This is a genomic window from Sphingobacterium siyangense (assembly GCF_007830445.1).
GTDB classification, from domain to species: Bacteria; Bacteroidota; Bacteroidia; order Sphingobacteriales; family Sphingobacteriaceae; genus Sphingobacterium; species Sphingobacterium siyangense.
Genome location: NZ_VLKR01000009.1, coordinates 124,072 through 143,357 on the forward strand (window position 1 = coordinate 124,072; position 19,286 = coordinate 143,357).

Below are 19,286 nucleotides of genomic sequence, written 5' to 3' on the forward strand. Positions count from 1 at the left end.
TTAGTACATTTAGCTAAAAATCACGCGCTTTGAGCAAATGAAGTTTAACCCTCTTTTAGTCATTAAATTATTACTTGGGCTGTTTATCTGCATCGGAATAGCTTTAATCATATTGATGATGGTTCATAACAGCAAAGTTGTGGGAGCTTATGTCGTTTCCGGACTTTTCATACTATTTCCAGGTATTATCCTGTACGGTATGACCGTTGGATTTCGAGTATCCGAAAAAACCATAACACGACAGATTGCCCAACAGGAAAGTGTAACATCCGATCATAAAGGCCTATACTATCAAATCCCCTTGCTAAAAACAACCCAATTTATCTCCTGGGAAATTATCGAGACCATTAGCTACAGCAACTACCACAGCGACGACCAGGCGCAGTTCAACTTTTATCTGACACAACCGGCATTTCAAATCGCGTCAGAGAAACCGGGATGGATAGCCAAAGCACTCCTACCCCTGATAAAAAAAAGTAAAAAGGTCGTTATAGATGAGAATTGCATCAATTTTCCCGAAATACCAAAAATGTTAGAAAAATACTTTTCTCCTATCCATCCAGTTGACATGTGCGAATCTCATAAAAAAGGAACTCTCCTAAGCTCAAAAACCATCGTAATGGAAAATACAATTCAGATCGAAGAATATTGGAAACCAAATCCAAATTTTGAATCTGAAAAAGTCATTTATGACCGATACAACCGGACAATTGATGAACTGAAACAATCAAAAAACAGCTAAAATTTGTTTTCCTGAGCAAAATCACCCGCGTCATCGTGCAACATTCAACAGGTATTGCTTATTATTTATTACTACGTTGGTACATTGGCTGAGTGATATTTATGTCTGCAGCTGTGGCAAGCAGAATAAAAATCCAAAATAAGCTGATGGGAGATATGACATAAATTCCAGCAATTGTTGCTGATAAAATGGATAAATTTGTCCCTACTAAAATTATTGCGATGATTGATAGGATAACAGCATACTGGAATGACCGTAGTACTTCCTGGCGCAAGGAACGGGATGAAGCCTGGTCCCGACCAGAAACTGAACGCTGGCTTGCGTTTTTCAAGTCCATCCGCAGCCAGACTGCGGGCAATAAAGTACTTGAAGTTGGTACTGCTACGGGATATTTTGCCAACATTATGACCCTTGCGGGTTTTGAGGTTACTGCCGTTGACCTCTCCCCACAGATGATTGAATATGCAAAACTCGTCAGCCAAGAACTAGAGCTTCGCGTAGACTATCGGGTCATGGATGCACAGGTCTTACAATTTGAAGCCAATACCTTTGATCTCGTTTTCACGAGATTGATGACATGGATCATCCCCGATCTTGAGCAATGTTACCGTGAAATGGAACGCGTGCTTAAGCCGGGTGGAAAACTGATCAACCTGGATGCCGATTTCGGGAAAACGGTCTTTAGTACCGACAGGCATGATGAATGCCCATCGGGCGCTATCGATCAGATCAATGACATCAAATCGGCATTGGACATCAGTGCACATCCACGTCCTGCTAAAGACGTCGAACTATTGGAAGCAGTTGGATTTGGTTCTATTGAAGTCGATATGGATGCACAAAATCGTATTCTTGAACTCCCTTTCGAGACTGAAGGACTTTTTATGCTAGAGGCTATCAAAAAGTAAAATTTGTTCAACACCCTTGATGTGTGTTTCGTTTGGAAAAGTCGCAAAATAATTGGTTTTCGGATCTTTCATACCAACCGATCTTTCATGAAAAACTAAGTTTGTCATTTAAATTTTCATCAAAAAAAGCCCGATCTATATCGGGCTTTTACAATAGATAGATTGTTATTAAGAGACAGCCTGATAAGCCTTCCGCGGAAACGAGATCCGAACAGAAACACCTGTACCATGCTGATTCTCGAACTGCATTTTTCCATCAATCCTTTTGATCAAATCCTTACAGAGGGAGATCCCCAACCCTGCACCATTTTTGCTCTCAGATTTTTTACGATCCCAGCTATTGACAAAATTTAGATTATGGAGGACTTCCGACGTAAGTTCTTCCCCTTCGTTGCTGACGATGAGTTCCCACCGATCGCTCGGATCATCTATCAGTTGCAACACAATGCTACCGCCGACTCGTCCATATTTAATGGCGTTGCTAATCACATTTCTTAGCACAAAAGCGAGAATTCCTTTATGTGTATCCGCGCAAAAATCCGGATTCACCGAATTTATGATCTGTATATTGAAACGTTGGATTTCTAGCGCATAGATCCCCAATACCGCATCAATTTGATCGCGAATATTACAGTTCTCGGTATTTTCAAGTTTATCCCGGAGTTGTGACTCTGTCCATAGTAAGACCTCTTCCAACATCGTACGCGATCTGACCACCTGTCCTTTTAGATTTAAAAAGATGAGTTTAAGCTCCTCCTTATCAACTAGAGAAATATCATCAATCGCCAACAAAATTTCGACCGATGCAAATGGTGCTCTGAGATCATGTGAGGCAATCGATAAAACTTTAGTCTTGAAACTCTCGGCAATTTTTAATTCCTCATTATAATGGTGAATACGAATTGCCTGTTCACTGAGGATACTGTTTGCGGTCGTCAATTTGAGCTGCTCGACCTTTAACAACCGATTTTTTCGGATTAAAAAGTAGATCAGTACGCCTATCAGCGTTTTACTGATGACTATTCCAACAATAAGTAGAGTAATAATAGTTTGGCTTTGCACAATTTTTAGGTAATAAATTAACAATAATGACTAATGGAATACCAAAGCTAAACAATCACATGCTAATTAAAAAATTTACCTTAAAAAAAACTACACTTACCTCGATTCTTTCTTAACTCATTCAAAAAAAAGGCTAGATCAATATTGACCTAGCCTTTACAAAAAACTATCCTCTAATAGACGTATACCTTATATACCTTTGGTTTAATGAACAATAGCTCAGTAAAATAGTTTTAAGTATTTTATTTTTGTTTATTCGCCAAATAAACTTAGCTATTTTTAAATCCATTTCGGCGATGCTGCACTCTCAGCAAAGATTTCCTAAATTTCCAAAGCCTGTCTAAAGTTTATTGAATATGCTCAAAATTATTTGCAATTGGGTATGGCTGTCATCTCATCCAGTGACATATCCATCGCTTTCTTGGCCCACTTTTTTAGATTGTCCAAATCAGCTGTTTTTAACGCCTTATTTCCAAAGATTACCGCATTAAGTGCGTAATTTTTGGCATTCGCACAATTGCAATCTGGAATTATACTGTAAGCAGAAGCTTCTTTTGCTTTGCCTACAGCATCCTTAAGCAAAACTTTGGCATCATCCAGTGATCCAGCCTGATAGGCTTTTTTAAAGCTCATAATCCTTAAAGATGACAAAAAGTGCGGGGTCATTGCTCAACGAGTCGAGATCCAACTGATAATTTGTGAGCCTATCCTGATAACGGTCCATATCGCGTTTTAAACTCCTTACCTCTATGGAAAGTGCGTTCAAGATGTTGAAGGTCACTGTAAGGTTGCGCGATGATTGCGCAGAACCCTTGTTTTCAAAGACACCATCTTTTGCAATATCATGTAAGACGATCAGCTCCTTCAGCTCCTGGTCCACGTTCAACGAATCGAAACCTTTGCGCAGAAAGGAACGCGATTGGCTCGCCAATAACTTAATATCCTCCAATACCCGATTTTGGCGGATGGCTGCACGGTCCATTACCAAATCCCGGACACTCCTTTTAGCCGATTCTTTAAAAAATCGTTCCGTCTTGTCTACAAATCCCTGCTGAACAGAATCTTGGGGATTACCAAACAGCCCCCGTGAAAACAATATGATGAAGAAACATGCTAAAAATTTCCTGCGCATTGCCATTGAAGTTTATTTTTTTCCTTTAGGTATTTAAATTGTACTATGAACACCTAAATGTACATATATTGCTTTAATATTGTTTCATCATCCTTCATTTAACAGCAAGATATTTTATAGTTACCCTCCCCTCAATTCGATCTTTCACAAAACCAAAGCCGCTTCGGTCAAAACGCGATCAGTAGCCTAAAAACACGTCCGGGATCATTCAACCATGATTCCAAGGCCAATTGTGCATCCTCCGCCCGATAAATAGCCGTTATCAGTTCTTCGATCGGGCAGGTTTTCATTTTCAAGTAATTCATTACCGCAGCAAAATCCTTTGCCGTTGCATTGCGCGACCCGCTGATATCCAGTTCCTTTTTGACAAAAAACTGTGTATCAAAAGGAATCGCTTCCTTTGCATACCCGATATACAGCACTCTGCCTGTATATGCAGCGGCAGCAATGGCCGCCAGGTATGTTTCCTTTCGGCCAACGGCTTCTATAACAACATCAGCTCCCATGGACTGAGTCAACACATCCAACCTCGCAAGCAGATCTTCCGTAGCGCTATTAATCGTATACTTTGCACCTAGTTTTTTCGCTAGTTCGAGCTTTTCAGTACTCACATCGACAGCAATGACTGTAGCTCCCCGTAATGCTGACCGAATGATCGCCCCCACTCCGATCATACCACATCCAAATACCAATACAATATCGCTGTCTGTTACCGATGCTCGGTCAACGGCGTGGAAGCCCACACTCATAGGTTCCACAAGAGCCAATTCTTTGGATGAAAGCTGTCCCCCAGCGATGATCTTTTCAACAGGTAAGACAAGATATTCGGTCATGGCGCCATCGCGCTGTACACCCATAGTCTCGTTGTAACGGCAAGCGTTGGGCCTATTATTCTTACATGCGGTACAAACACCACAGTTGGAATACGGATTTACGGTAACTTTTGTACCAACCTTAAGATCAGTTGTCACATTAGTCCCCAATTCCACGACCGTTGCCCCAATTTCATGCCCTGGTATGACCGGCAAATTGACCAATGGATTCAACCCCCGAAAGGTATTCAGATCTGAACCGCAGAATCCAACATAGTCTACCTTTACGAGGACATGTCCATCCTTAACAGTCGGTTGCGGAATATCCATGATTTCCACACGTCCCTCTTTCACTATTTTTATTGCTTTCATTTATAAATGGCATCAAGATTTAAATAACAATTGCGTTGATTATGAATTGTACCAAAGCTCATATCGGAATTGATGAGATTTCCTGTTTTGGAATCTTTACTATTATCGTATAGTCAAAAATAATTATATAGAATGGAGAAAGGAACTACATTAGCGATAAAAACTAACACGATATCGATCCATCCCCATATATATCACAAAACCTCTCTTTCAAAAGTACCAAATAAAGGAAGGTTATTAACGATCAGACAAATTGCTTGATGCTAAAAAAATATTGCTCAGATAAGTTCAGCTACTAGTAAAGCTGTTATGAAACCATAGCCTTCACAAAAAACAAAACGCTCGGAATAATCCTAAAAAAAAACATAAAACGATCTCAGAGATGCGTTGATTGCGCAAAAAAAACACATTATCGACAACTGTAGGTAAAAAGTGCTATTTTTTTTAGAGAAAACGAGTATTATTGTATCTGAGATTAATATAGTATGTAACTATTTTTCCGCTTCGCATAATGATAAATAACGAAAAGAATAAACTCGATTTTACACTATTGAATATTGGCTATGCGGAACATCTGGCAGATTGGAACTTTCAAAATATTAAGAGTCCCTTTGCAAGAATACATTATGTATGTGAAGGTGAGGCATCTATTATTTTAAAGGATGAAATCATTAAACTTCGACCCGGCCATCTCTATCTTACACCAGCCTATATCCATCATAGCTATGCCTGTTCTGCTAAACTCTCGCTCTATTACATCCATATCTATGAAAATCCCGAAATTAGGTCAAGTATTTTTGATCGTTACACTTTTCCAAAGGAGATCAAATCTGATCAGCTATTGGAGACTGTCATCCAGCATCTCTATGCCTCGAATCCAGGTCGTGAGTTAAAAATTTACGATCCAAAGGGCTACGATAATTCATCAGAATTAATGAAAAACATGGCACTTCAGACGGCTTCGCCTTTCGCCAGAGCCTCCGAAAACCAAGCGATCATTCATTTGTTGATGAGCCGATTTCTAGCAGAAGCGACCAACAAAATACCGCAAGTAGAAAAACGACTTCTGCGTGTACTCGATTACATAGACGAAAATATCAATCATACGATTTCAATCGAACAACTTGCCAATCTGATTTTTATCTCCAAAGATCATCTGATCCGACTTTTCAAAAAACACATGAATGCCACACCGGTACATTACATCAATCAAAAAAAAATAGAAAAAGCACAGTTGATGATGTTAATCGATGAAGACAATATCCAACAGCTGTGCTTTAAATTGGGCTTTGAAAATATATCTTATTTCAACAGACTCTTTAAAAAAATAACGGGCGAAACACCTACGATTTATAAACGTCGAATAAGCAGATAAAGCAACCCATTATGAATAAGATCTTGAAGACGTTGCTTTTTTTGCTAATTATGATGCCCCATCGGCAGCTTAATTTTCTTTAACTCCTCCAAATTATGTATTGGTCGCTCCAACTCGTAAGGAATCGGCTGACGCGAAAAACACTGAAAGTACTGTAGACAAGCATCTTTCCACCAAACTGCATCTCTAGCTTGGATTCTCAGTTTAGCTTGAACAGCCAAAAAACGTGGTCGATCAATATATTTTTCCATACGATCCCAAACTTTTTGAAACTCCCTCACTTTTTGGACACCGTGGTCATAACGGAAACATAATTCGGTCCAAAGCGTATTGCCGCTATTCATTCGATAATTCCAGGAAACATGATGAAACCACAATAAAAGATTTTCCGGACAGGTGGATATATTCCCATAAATCTTGTCCAATGGTGGATTATATTGTGTTACAGCACGACTTCCATTAACCGTTCGGTCAAAGCCCAATCCCACGCTATCCGCATTATGGTAATACCATGGCATCCAGTCTGGACGTCCCCCCGGAATATCTCCCCAAGGTTCTGGGCCGTAATGATGCTCAAAAGCAAAAAGGTGATGCAGGCCTAAAGGCATCATATAATCGACTGCTGCCTCCCGTGATTCAAGCATCAGCTTCTTTATAGGTTCTACAAACTCCTGGACTCCCGTAAAAGTCATTCTTATCCACTCATCCGCTATCTGAACCGACGACAGGTTATTGTTCCAAGCCAAACGACCAAAGGCATACCAGTTGGCTTGGGCAAAATGATGCCCCGTCCAATTGGTATCCAAACCAATATTGGCGACAGCAGCGATTGCAGTTTTACGTCCCAAATGCCCCCTACTGTCGGTCAATTTTGACACCGTTTGCCCTTTCCCATTGGCATAGGTATCACTATCCAATACTTCCTTAAACAAAGGAGCCAAATAGACCAAATGATTAGAAAAGCCTAGATATTCCTGTGTCAATTGAAATTCGAGCATCTTTGCTGTATTTGGCATCGCACCCAACAGTGGATTGAATGGCTCTCGGGGCTGAAAATCTATAGGCCCATTTTTTACTTGAAGAATAACATTGTCCCGAAACTGGCCATCAAGAGGAACAAACTCTTGATAAGCCTGTTTGGCACGGTCATCTTTAGTCGGATGATAGACAAAAGCCCGCCAAAACACTGTACCACCATAAGGACTTAATGCATCGGCAAGCATATTAGCCCCATCCGCATGGGTTCTTCCGTAATCTTGCGGTCCAGGTTGTCCTTCAGAATTTGCTTTAACCAAAAATCCACCGAAATCCGGAACTAATGCATAAATTTCTTTGACTTTGGATTTCCACCAGCGCTTAACTTCCTGATTTAAGGGATCTGAATTGGTTAAACCGCCTATATTTTGGGGTGAGGAAAAATTGATTGACACATATACTTTAATGCCATATTTACGAAAGACATCCGCCAATGCTTTAACCTTTTTCAGATAATCCGTCTTCAAGAGATCCGACGAAGCATTCACGTTATTCAATACCGTCGCATTAATTCCTATTGAAGCATTGGCTCGTCCATATTGTTCATATCGGGGTGAAAGTTTATTCGGCAACTCCTCCCAGTTCCATAATGAATGCCCGGCATAGCCGCGTTCTATTGTCCCGTCGAGATTATCCCAGTGGTTTAAAACCCTGATATCATAGACAGGTATTTCAACGAATCCCGAGCGGGGTATCCCTGCTCCCGTTTCCTGAAGACGTAATAAATGATAAACAGCATATAATATACCCACAGATTGGCCTGCAATCATATAAACCTGATTTTCGTGTTGGCTAATTTGATAGCCGTCTTTTAAATCCTTTCGGCTAGGATCTAATTTTAAGATGACATCCCCTCCCTTCCAGTAACATTCCAGTTCCTGTTTTGCCAGTGCCAAGGTTACATCGGTTGATTTTCCTTTGATAACCTGGATGGTGCCTACAGGTTTTACCTGTTTTGAAAACCGCAGCCACAATTGGCTACCATCCTCCGACCTTAAAGTAGCGGGGAAAATAAAAAGCAACGCCAACAATAAGAAATGGAAATACATAGTATACCTCATCCGTAAAAAAACTAATACATCTTTTAAGAAGACAATCCATCTATTGGCTTAATATGACCATTCTCATCATACGTCAACTCAATAACTTTCATGCTTCTGAGCCAGGTCTTTCCTCCAGATGGAACCGAGTCGTGATAAAATAGGTACCACTTGCCCTTGAATTCCACGATGCTGTGGTGTGTGGTCCAACCAACAACAGGCGATAAGATCACCCCTTGATAAGTAAATGGTCCATAAGGATTGTCTCCGATGGCATAACAAATCAAATGGCTGTCGCCTGTAGAATAGGAAAAATAATACTTACCTTGATATTTATGCATCCAGGAAGCTTCAAAAAATCGCTTTTCCGTATCCCCATGCTTTAATGGTTTGCCCTCTTTATCTAAAATAACTAGATCCCGCGGCTGTTCCGAAAACTCCAGCATACCAGCAGACATCTTGACAACCTTAGGCGACAATGCAGTTTCATCAGATTTTGGCAATTCATTAGGCGAAACAATCTTATTATTCCGATAAAATTGGAGCTGTCCACCCCATATACCACCAAAATATAAATAATAGGAACCATCTGTATCTTTAAAAGCACATGGATCAATACTGTAGCTTCCCTTAATTGGATTATCCTGCGGCACAAATGGTCCATAGGGTTGGTCTGCCATAGCGACACCCAGTCTAAAAATATCGTTTTTGTCTTTCATGGAGAAATACATATAGTACTTCCCATCTTTCTCGGCTACATCGGAATCCCAAAGCTGACGACCGGCCCAGGGAATGTTTTTTACATCCAATACCTTTCCATGATCAACAACCTCCGCATTGATATCTTCTAGGGAAAATACATGGTAATCCTGCATATCAAAATGGTCGCCGTTATCATTTTCGGGGATGCCGCTTTCCCTATCGTGAGAGGGATAAATATAAATTTTGTTTTCAAAAACATGTGCTGAAGGATCAGCCATGTAATCTCCGGGATATAAATACTTACTTTTGTTCATTTTTCTTATTTCTTTTTTTTTTGAGTCAACGCAATAATATCCTTTACAAAAGGTTTGGGCTGATAATTCCGGTCAAATAACAACGGATAGTCTGTCCGTCCCGGAATAGGCCAGCCATTCTTCCATGAGTCTCCATCGCCAACACCCCACAATGTCACACGTGATATTTTATCCCGATGTTTGAGATATAAATTAAAAAAAGCTACATATCTCGCTCCCAACTCATTCATTTTCGCTGCAGGAAGTCCTTTTTCGTACGGATTCATCGCTTTACTGTAGGCATGACGCTCCCCTATTTCCGCTCCCATATTGGGACGTACATGCGGTAGGACCGAAATATCCATTTCCGTCACCATTACCTTCGCACCAAGGCCTGCAAATCCGAGTATGGTTTTTTCGACTTCATCGACCGATGGATTGTCCAATGCATTATGTTCCTGCATACCAATTCCAGTGACCTGCCCACCGGCAGCCTTTACCTGTTGCACCATACGCATAATACCCTTTCTTTTTTCGGGGATAGCAGTTGAATAATCGTTATAATATAATTCTGCATTTGGATCTGCCTCATGCGCAAATTTGAAGGCCAACTCAATGAACTGCGGCCCGATGATCTGGTAGAATTTGCTTTTACGCCATTCTCCATTATCCAATATGGCCTCATTCACCACATCCCAACCAAATACCCTTCCTTTATAACGGGAAACAACGGTTTGTATATGCTTCCGCATGCGTTCGATAAGTACCTCTCGGGTGACTTCTTTCCCATTTTTATCGACAAAAAACCAAGCTGGTGTCTGCGAATGCCAAATCAGCGTGTGACCGATAATTTGCATTTTATTTTTTTCTCCAAATGCGACAAAGCGGTCCGCATCTTTAAAATCGAACTCACCTTCCCTTGGTTGCAAAAACATACTTTTCATACAATTCTCGGCAACTATGGAGTTGAACTGCGTTTTGACCACCGCGACCGCTGCCTGATCGCGCTCCCATATCTGATCAAGGTTTAATGCTGTTCCTATAAAAAATTTACCCTCAAATGCATCTTTCAAGGTCAATGAATCAGGAGCCCGCTTCAGGTTCTGCAAAGTGGCTGAAGCAGCAGGACCAAATAGTAAGGCTGCTACCGCCACAACAATAGTTTTTAACATCTTCATGGTTTATTTTTGATTAATAAGTATGTCTTGATTCTATATCTTGGTTGATTTTGTCGATCGTTATATCATCCAGCTCGTATTTGGAGATAACATACATCGCGAGAACCAAAAGAACGGCAGGAATAACAGCCACCAACCATAGAATTCCCTTTTCAGCCAATGCAGATTGTCTTACGGCATTATCTTTATCAAATTCAACATAGGCTAGTACCAAACCCGGCACTACACCTCCTAGTGCCATTCCAGCCTTATAAAAAATACCTGTCAATGCATTGACAATACCCGAAATACGCTTACCGGTTTTATATTCACCATAAGATATGACCTCAGGCACAAGAGCCCACATATACCCCGTAGCGACGATTACACCCGTTGACTTAATAAACTGAGCAGCCAATACCAGTCCAATATTATTCTTGAGTGTCTCGTTGGATGAAATTATGTACAACATGAGCATTCCAAGGATAGCGATACTCAGAAAAACATAAAACATTTGCTTCTTTCCTATTGCACGTTTGATAGCCGGCACCAATGGCATAAAAATAAAAGCAGGCAGGGAGCCCAGAGCCATAAAATAAGGCAGCATATCCGGAGCATGTACATTATAGATCATGTAGTAGGATCCTGCCGAATTACCGATGGCCATCATCGCAAATGCTGTAATGAAAAAAAAGGCCAAAATACGCAAAGGCCGATTGTGCTTAAATTCTCGCCATAGATCAGATACGCGTACATTATCCGTATCCTTTTCATCCATAATAACCCGTTCTTTTGTTTGTGAGAAACAAAAAATCAGAAGGGCCAATCCGACTAAAGCATAGATCAGCATCGTTGTAAACCAGGCTTCGGCCGAATCTTTTGAGTTTATCTTTCCATCCGGAGCGAGATATTGTACGACCAGCGGTACACCATACCCAACAGCCAGCCCGCCCACGTTCGCCATAAACATGCGCGTCGATGTTAGTTTTGTCACCTCGTCCGTATCCCTCGTCAAGGAGGCATTTAAAGCACCATAGGGAACATTCACTAAAGTATAAAGCATTGAAAGGCCAACATATGTAATATAAGCGTAGGCCAAAGAACCCGAAAAGCCATTCCAAAAACACAGAATTGCAAACCCTGTCAATGGAATTCCTCCCAGCACCAAATAGGATCTGTACTTTCCCATCCGGGGATTTCTCTTATCGACAAATGCACCTACAATGGGATCCCACAGCACATCCACAATTCGAACAATGAGAAACATGACTCCTGCCGAAGCAGCAGAAATTCCATAAACATTGGTATAAAAAATCAGGAGGTACATCGAAACAGTCTGGTAAATAAGATTCTGTGCAAGATCACCAGCGCCAAACCCCACCCGTTGTTTCATTGAAAGTTTGTAAAAACCTTTAATAGGCTTTACCTCTGTTATACTTTGATCCATATAATTGGTTATTCGATTAGTTGATTACAAGGGTAAAACTACAAGTAGCTTTCTACCGGGAACCAATACAAATGTTTTATATTCCAATAAAAATGTTTAAAAAAGGCTGTCCATTTCCATTGGACAGCCTTTTTCCACATGTTTGTAAAACCGCTTACCGGCTAACGGTTCAATTCTTTACATACTTTACAAGATAGCTTTTGGTTTGTCCTTTGTAAACACAATCGACCTGTGCGTAACCAGTCACCGAGCTGCCTTGTTTAACTTTGATTTCAACTTCAGGGTTATTTGCCATAGCCTTCACCACAGGAATCTTCTTGTCGTTGGTTTCCATTGGAAAAGTAACTTCATAATGGTTGTAACCAACGATGCCGTTCTCATCGGTAGATCGCACAGGAATCGAAGGCAACATTAGTTTTTTTCCATTCACTGTAATCGTAACCGAAGGCGGTACCGGACGTTCAATTTTTTTGTCTTTCGAACTAAATCCCAATCCTATAAAATCAAAAAGTGGCTTGCCCTCTTCACCCTCAGCGACCAGAAACAAGGCATGTTTGCCATCCAAGTGATCGACATAATTAGAAACATCGACCGTAAATTGCTTTACTGTTGTCGCGGTATTTGCAGGAACTGTTATTTGAGCAATACGCTTTCCTTTCCAGGTTTCGTTATCCCAAGGGCCATCCAGCCACACGTTAACTTTAAATGAAGCTTGTGTTTTTGGTGTAATAAACAGATTGAAGGTCGTACGATTTCCTTTTTTTGTTCCCTCAAACGCCTTTAATCCAAATTTATCCTGTTTTAGGCCTCCAAAACCAAAATATTTAAAACCTGCGATAGTTCCATTTTTCATATTTGTCACAGGCATATGGTTATCCCATACGTCCCATGAATCCTGTTGTAAACTGATATCTGAAAGATAACAGGCATATCCAGCCGAGTAATACCGATAGGGGTCTAATCCATAGAAATGGAATCCTTCCGATGTCACCTCTGCGCCTTTATATTCTTTTCCCTGCTTATCTTTGATGGTTAAATTTTCTTGAAATGGGTCAAAAGCACGGATAGAAACCATCCCACCATCTTTTACGCTTTTTTCATCCCACGAAACTTTGATAGGTTCCACTACCGCCTGCCGTGCAAAGCCAAATCCGCGTGGCGGTCTATGGTAAAATACGTACCATTGTCCATTGATCAGTTCGATACTGCCATGGGTATTATGCCCCGCATTGCTGGTTTCGATAGCCGATCCGTCTTTATTTAATACTGGAGCACGCGAATCGACCAAAACACCACCACTCTTCCAGGGCCCCAATGGTGAATCCGCCACCGCATACCGCAAGGTTGAATTTGAGCTTCCTACCCCATATTCAGGACCCGAATAGCCGCTGTATACCGAAACATACTTGTTGCCGACTTTACGAATTGATGAAGCTTCAAAAAAATTAAAAGTTCCTAAATCCTCCCCCTCAAAAATATTAGGATACGCGGTACCTTTTGGATCACGCAATTCACCATATCGTGCACTTGCTGGCAATAGATAATTAATAATTTCGGTACCTGGTCGTAGCGAATACATCGTTTTCTGATCTAACTGTGCCGCCATCGAGCGTTGAAACCCCCAAAAACCGTATGCCCGGAATCCAATTTCATAATCAGGATCTTTGGGATCCGTCACATATTCAATGTAAACAGCCGGGTCAAACCCTAAGATACTTCCGGGCAAAGTACGTTTGCCGTCTTCCGTGAGGTTTATAGGTTTAAAGGGGCCATTCGGTCGATCGCCTTTGACTACCATTGCTTCACGTTTATCTCCTCTGCTGTGCGGAAACAAGTAGTATTCTTTTTTTCCATCTTTACGTTTGACCTCTACAAGATCTGGGGCATACATCACATCCCATTTTCCATCAATCGGATAGCTAAAAATAGCACCCTCGTCTCGCCAGCTCGTTAAGTTTTCAATCGGCGCTGACCACATCCGAATGTCAGGTCCACAATAACTCGTAAAACGTAAATCATGGGAACCAATGATATATGCGCGATATTTCCCTGGCTGGTCAGGATCTTCAAAAACACGGGGTTCACCATCAGGGAGATGCTCCCAAAGTGGTAGGTATGGATTACCTATAGACTGGTGCACAAACCCCTTACTGAGATCCTTCACCATATTTTGCTGCTGCCCCAACGCCCGTGTTGTTGATAAAATTCCCGTAACGGATAATAACAATACCATTGTCCGTTTTTTTAAGACAATATTTAGTCCCTTCATAAATTGATTATATTAATTACTTAAATTGCTGAATTATATTTTATACTTTTCAATTGATTTTTTTGCTTCGAACTACTCATGCTACCAATTATCGGTACGAAATGGCACAGCTAGCATTCCTTCCTTATTGACTAGATTTGCATCTTCGGGATTATTGCTCCATGCATAGCGGACTGCCTGTGGATTGCTGATCTTTGGATGACTCAATACAACCTCATTCCCACGTATAATTGCATTCGCCCATACAAATTTTCGGTCTGAACCTGCAATCGCAAAATGTTGCAATTTTTTACCATGACGGATAGCCAGTCCCTTTCCAATTTCGTTGAATGAAACGACAACTTGATTTCCATCGGTCCGCATATGTTTAAACCGTGGGCCGGAGGCGACTACCTGTTCACCATACAACATCTTACGCGCGCATAGAAATAATCGCTTTGCCATATCCTTCTTATTTAGCGGATGTATATCATTCCACTCACCAAGATCATAAGTCACGGCGAGCGCTGTTAAAGGAACCTCTTTGCTAACCTCAAATTGAGCCTCCCTGATCCTTGCCCAGTTAGACTCCGCCGGTACCGTATCTTTGGCCATAAAATTGGGCAGCTGCACCATCAAAAAAGGAAGCTGAGGCTGACCAAATTGCGCGCGCCAATTACTGATCAAACCAGTAAGATAGCTTTGATAATAGGATGGATCAACCGCATTTGCTTCCCCTTGATACCAGAGAACACCTTTTATTCCATAGCCGCGCAATGGATAGATCATTCCGTTATACAGGCCCGAACCAACCTGCCCCAAATGCCGCAGGCGGCTTTTATACTTTTCAACTTCTTCCTGGTCGATCGCAATTTGCCAACGCCATTCGCCTGCAAGATCAATACATACATCGTCCAATCTAATCTTATAGGATTTATCGGGTGTAAATCCGCCATCCCCTCCATCCGATCGCAGGCGCACGGTTAAATTATTTCTTCCTGCATGAAGTATCCCTGCAGGAATATCGTAAATCCGTGGCGGGTAACGGTAGGCAGTAGAACCTACAAAATGACCATTGACATACACCGAATCGCTATCGATCAAAGTCCCCAAATACAACTTAGCATGCCGCCCTTCTTTAGCTTCCGGAACAGTGAAATTCTTACGGTAATAACGTACCCCTTTAGTAGTTCGCTGCGCTTTTTCCCAGTATCCAGGCACCAGCACCGTTGGCCAATCCGAATCGTTATATTCTTCTTCCGTCCAATAATCCGCTCCCAGATCTCTTTCGGCCAACCGAAGGCTATCGACAGCATGTTGGTCTAGCAACAATTCAGGAAACTTTTTCAGATATTTCTGATCAATCCAGCGCTCTATTCCTGATCCGCCGAGACTAGATACGATCATTCCGACAGGAATACCATTATGCCGATAGGACTCCATAGCATAAAAATAGGCCAATGCCGTCCAATTCATAACATCAGAGGCGATTCCCGAATGCCATCGTTCACCAGAAGGTATATCTTCCTGCCTATCCACTAGACTATTTTGTGTCGGCACCTTGAAATAACGGATCATATGATTATTCGACTCATTTATTTCAGGAAAACGTTCCACAAGCCGCTTAATCGGTGTCTCCATATTCGACTGCCCCGAACAGAGCCAGACATCGCCAATTAACACATCGCGAATAACAATGTCATTGATCTCCATGAGATAAGGACCACCGTAATGCTGTGGCGGGATATGCACAGACCACTTACCATCCCGCCCTGCTTCTGTATAATAGTATGCACCTCTAAAACGAAGAGTAATCTTTTCGCCTTTCGCTGCCCATCCCCAAATATTGAGATCGATATCCCGCTGTAGAACCATCTGGTCCCCCAGGACTGCTGGCAAGCGTACACTGGCAGCACATGGTAGTAGTCCGAGAAGCCAAACAGTAACCAGCGTTAGACGACTAAAAAAAGATGAAAACCAAAAGACATTTTCTATTCTAAAAAACATATTCTACCACATTACCTTCCAAATTTCCAACAATCGAAAAACAGAATATTCGACGGAGCCTTGCCGTTAAAAACAAAGTATAAATCGTGTATTCCTTTCACTTTATCGGCTAGTACGGTCTCCACTGTAGTCCACCGGTCATCGCCCCCTGTCATAGGAACTTGTATGGTAGCTAATAAAGCCCCGTCGATCGCTCCCGAACGAACCTCCATGCTGACTCCACCGTTATGTGTTGTTCCCACCCGTGCAAAAAAAGTGCGGGCACCTTTCTCACCAAAGTCAACATTTTTCACACAGGTATAAGCTCCATCTTTCCTTGCCTTTATAAAAACACCTACTTTTTCACGCTGATAGGATTTAACATGCTCGGACCAAGCCATCATTTCGGCCTGATGAAGTTCGTAAGGGTTTACGTTTGCTAGCCCCTGAGTAATTCCTGCAGTCATTTTCATCGGCGGGATACTGCCGTCTGGATTAAAGTTTAATTCCTGCACAGCAACAGAGCGCGTGAAACCTCCCCCACCGGGTAAAGCTCCATTGTGATAAAAGAAATAAGTCTTCCCTTTAAAATCGACAACACCAGGATGGTTTGTAAATGCTTTTCCTTCGGCTGACATAACTACACCACCATACTTCCAGGGTCCTTCGGCTTTTTTGCTGGTCGAATACCCAATAAATTCAGGTAAAGGGCCTCCCGGCCAAAAAAGATAATACAAGCTGTTTCTTTTGTACAACCAGGGACCTTCCTCGTAGGTTGTAGGTCGTTTCGGATCTCCCGCTCTTTTTCCAAATGATGCTGCTGTCATCGGAACCTCAACGATATCACCCGCATAAGAGATCATATCTTCATTCAGCCTAACATATTTCAGCTGAGGATTCCCCCAGTACATATGTGCCTCACCATCGTCATCAATAAACACAGTCGGATCGATATCGCCCCATTCACTCTGTAGTAATGGTTTTCCCAAGGGATCATGAAAAGGTCCCAACGGACTATCAGCAACTGCAACACCGATCGCACCACGATTGTTGAGTTTAGAAATAACAGGCACATATAGATAAAATTTACCATTCTTTTCAACACATTGCGCCGCCCAAGCATCCCCTTTTGCCCATTCAAAATCTGTATAAGAGAGAATCGCACCATGGTCGGTCCAGTTCACCATGTCATTGGTTGAATACACCCGCCAATTGTTCATATTAAACCAGGTGGATTCTTCTTCATCCTGCGTGGTATAAAGATAAAGACGGTTATTATACACTAATGGTGCCGGATCCGCCGTATAGGATGTCTGTACGATCGGATTTTGTGCTTTTAACGTATTTATTGAAGGCAAAAACAGGAATTGGAATCCAAACAGAAATAACGTAAAAAATTGTTTCCTCATATCATCTTAATTTATGGTTAAATGGAAGTAATCAAAATCTACGTAACCACCAGCCTCTTTACTCGCATAGTTAAAAAGTCCGAACCGATACCCCATAAAATGAGGGATGGTGTAACTCATTTTTAGCACGTTACCTATCATCTTCCAATGGTGTCCATCGGTACTATAAAAAAATTGGGCCGTATCTTTTTTGTTTGAAAAATCGCAGTTTGCTTTAAGAAATATACGCTGCTGTTTGAGATTGATCTTCGCCAGTTCTTGTGGCGCCCCCGTCATCGCATTAATCATTACCAACGATTTTGTATTTCCTTCCATCCGGACTCCTACTAAACCATAGTCTTTCTGCAATAGCGATAATCCTGCAAAATCACCATCTTTCATGTTAGAAACCTCTACAGCAATAGCGGCGCTGCAGCTCGGGCCGATGGTCCGTTGCGTCAATGTATTTTTAGCTGAAAGAAAGTCATCAGTAAGGTCGCCGGTTCGCAGTCTTAAAAAGCCACTGCGTTCGGTCACTGACCAAAGATCAACAACTGGGTTATGGTTCCATTGCCATGCCAGGGGAAGGGCGGCTTGTCCGGCTTTCCGGTCAAAATCATCCGAGTCAACAATTCCGGGGCTTAAGCTTTTATTTGCGGGAAGATCCAATGTGGCCGGGACTTTTCCGTCAATACCAAGCACTGGCCATCCATCTTCCCATTTGACAGGAACCAAAAACGGAATTCGGCCTACAGCACCATAATCCTGAAAAAGATAAGCATACCATTTTCCGTTGGGCATATCAATCAGACCTCCCTGTGCCACACCCTGATCCTGCAAAACCACTTTCCCCTCATACGGACCTTCCAATTGGCTCGCCCGATGTACAATCACCGTGCGCATTCCTCCCGCTGGCCATGAAATATTAAAAAGATAATACATACCATTGATCTTAAACATTTGGGATCCTTCAGCAGGTAAACCGGCTTTGCCTTCTTTAGGCTTGGAAGGTAAAGAGGCATCGTCTATCAATACGCGTTGTGTTCCGGCTTTAACACCTGAAAAATCAGGCAATAATTCAGCAATATAGATACGTCCCCCACCCCAGATCATATATATTTTCCCTCCGTCAAAGAATAAGCTATGATCGTGCATCATCGGCTGAAATTCTTTCGAAACCCAGGGGCCATGTTCAATATCTGCTGTGTGGTAGACATGCGTTTTTCCTGTATTGGCCGAAAATGTACTGACATAGTACCGCCCCTCATGAAAGCGCAAACTGCTTGCCCAGGAGCCGTGCCCATACGCATTTTTATGGTTTGACAGATTGAGTTCATCCTGATTGCCAAGACGATCGTACGCATAATTAATCAACGTCCAATTGACCAGGTCTTTGGACTTCATAATCGGGACACCGGGGTTCATGTGCATGGTCGTACTGCTCATATAATAGGTATCACCGACGCGTATCATGGACATATCGGGCACGTCAGCAAAGATGATTGGATTATGGGCTTGCTGCGCCAATGCTCCCAAAAACGGGATCATTAAGGAGAAGACAAAAGCGCCGATTTTCATTCTTAACAT

Annotated in this window: 15 protein-coding genes; 3 read left to right on the plus strand and 12 right to left on the minus strand. The window is 41.9% G+C overall.

All coding sequences use genetic code 11. The features are described 5' to 3' along the window. The first annotated feature begins 115 nt into the window (after nt 1–115). Complete coding sequence (locus IQ31_RS10195; protein WP_145327905.1) at nt 116–742, plus strand: hypothetical protein; 627 nt, start codon at nt 116–118, stop codon at nt 740–742. Nucleotides 743–963: 221 nt separating this feature from the next. Further along, a complete protein-coding gene (locus tag IQ31_RS10200; RefSeq protein WP_158638854.1) occupies nt 964–1,650 on the plus strand; it encodes a class I SAM-dependent methyltransferase in 687 nt (228 codons plus the stop codon). Nucleotides 1,651–1,818: 168 nt separating this feature from the next. Here IQ31_RS10200 and IQ31_RS10205 read toward each other — a convergent pair whose 3' ends face one another. The 4 genes from IQ31_RS10205 to IQ31_RS10220 form a co-directional block, all read right to left on the minus strand. Next, complete coding sequence (locus IQ31_RS10205) at nt 1,819–2,712, minus strand: sensor histidine kinase (RefSeq protein WP_145327907.1); 894 nt, start codon at nt 2,710–2,712, stop codon at nt 1,819–1,821. A gap of 366 nt (nt 2,713–3,078) precedes the next feature. Then, nucleotides 3,079–3,345, minus strand: a complete 267-nt coding sequence (locus tag IQ31_RS10210) for a hypothetical protein (RefSeq protein WP_244294452.1) — start codon at nt 3,343–3,345, stop codon at nt 3,079–3,081. Then, a complete protein-coding gene (locus IQ31_RS10215) occupies nt 3,335–3,844 on the minus strand; it encodes a hypothetical protein (RefSeq protein WP_145327908.1) in 510 nt (169 codons plus the stop codon). Before IQ31_RS10215 ends, IQ31_RS10210 begins: the two co-directional genes overlap by 11 nt. Nucleotides 3,845–4,011: 167 nt before the next feature. Next, complete coding sequence (locus IQ31_RS10220) at nt 4,012–5,028, minus strand: zinc-binding alcohol dehydrogenase family protein (protein ID WP_075993549.1); 1,017 nt, start codon at nt 5,026–5,028, stop codon at nt 4,012–4,014. Between the two features lie 511 nt (nt 5,029–5,539). Here IQ31_RS10220 and IQ31_RS10225 point away from each other — a divergent pair. Continuing rightward, on the plus strand, nt 5,540–6,403 hold the full coding sequence (locus tag IQ31_RS10225) for a helix-turn-helix domain-containing protein (protein ID WP_088162333.1): 864 nt from the start codon (nt 5,540–5,542) through the stop codon (nt 6,401–6,403). A 44-nt stretch (nt 6,404–6,447) separates the two neighbouring features. Here the strand turns inward: IQ31_RS10225 and IQ31_RS10230 are convergent, their stop codons facing one another. From IQ31_RS10230 to IQ31_RS10265, 8 genes are all read right to left on the minus strand, one after another. After that, nucleotides 6,448–8,499 (minus strand): alpha-glucuronidase, encoded by a 2,052-nt coding sequence (locus tag IQ31_RS10230; protein WP_208734207.1) that lies wholly within the window; start codon nt 8,497–8,499, stop codon nt 6,448–6,450. A 23-nt stretch (nt 8,500–8,522) separates the two neighbouring features. Continuing rightward, nucleotides 8,523–9,494: a glycoside hydrolase family 43 protein gene (locus IQ31_RS10235; protein WP_075993552.1), complete on the minus strand. Its 972-nt coding sequence runs from the start codon at nt 9,492–9,494 to the stop codon at nt 8,523–8,525. 5 nt (nt 9,495–9,499) lie between these two features. Beyond that, on the minus strand, nt 9,500–10,645 hold the full coding sequence (locus IQ31_RS10240; RefSeq protein WP_083663694.1) for an endo-1,4-beta-xylanase: 1,146 nt from the start codon (nt 10,643–10,645) through the stop codon (nt 9,500–9,502). Nucleotides 10,646–10,664: 19 nt separating this feature from the next. Beyond that, nucleotides 10,665–12,077: an MFS transporter gene (locus IQ31_RS10245; protein ID WP_075993554.1), complete on the minus strand. Its 1,413-nt coding sequence runs from the start codon at nt 12,075–12,077 to the stop codon at nt 10,665–10,667. 169 nt (nt 12,078–12,246) lie between these two features. Beyond that, a complete protein-coding gene (locus tag IQ31_RS10250; protein WP_208734209.1) occupies nt 12,247–14,346 on the minus strand; it encodes a hypothetical protein in 2,100 nt (699 codons plus the stop codon). An 81-nt stretch (nt 14,347–14,427) separates the two neighbouring features. Further along, nucleotides 14,428–16,332: a sialate O-acetylesterase gene (locus tag IQ31_RS10255; protein WP_208734211.1), complete on the minus strand. Its 1,905-nt coding sequence runs from the start codon at nt 16,330–16,332 to the stop codon at nt 14,428–14,430. Between the two features lie 11 nt (nt 16,333–16,343). Further along, nucleotides 16,344–17,720, minus strand: coding sequence for a glycoside hydrolase family 43 protein (locus IQ31_RS10260; RefSeq protein ID WP_145327909.1), 1,377 nt, complete (start codon nt 17,718–17,720; stop codon nt 16,344–16,346). Between the two features lie 6 nt (nt 17,721–17,726). Next, on the minus strand, nt 17,727–19,286 hold the full coding sequence (locus tag IQ31_RS10265) for a glycoside hydrolase family 43 protein (protein ID WP_244294453.1): 1,560 nt from the start codon (nt 19,284–19,286) through the stop codon (nt 17,727–17,729).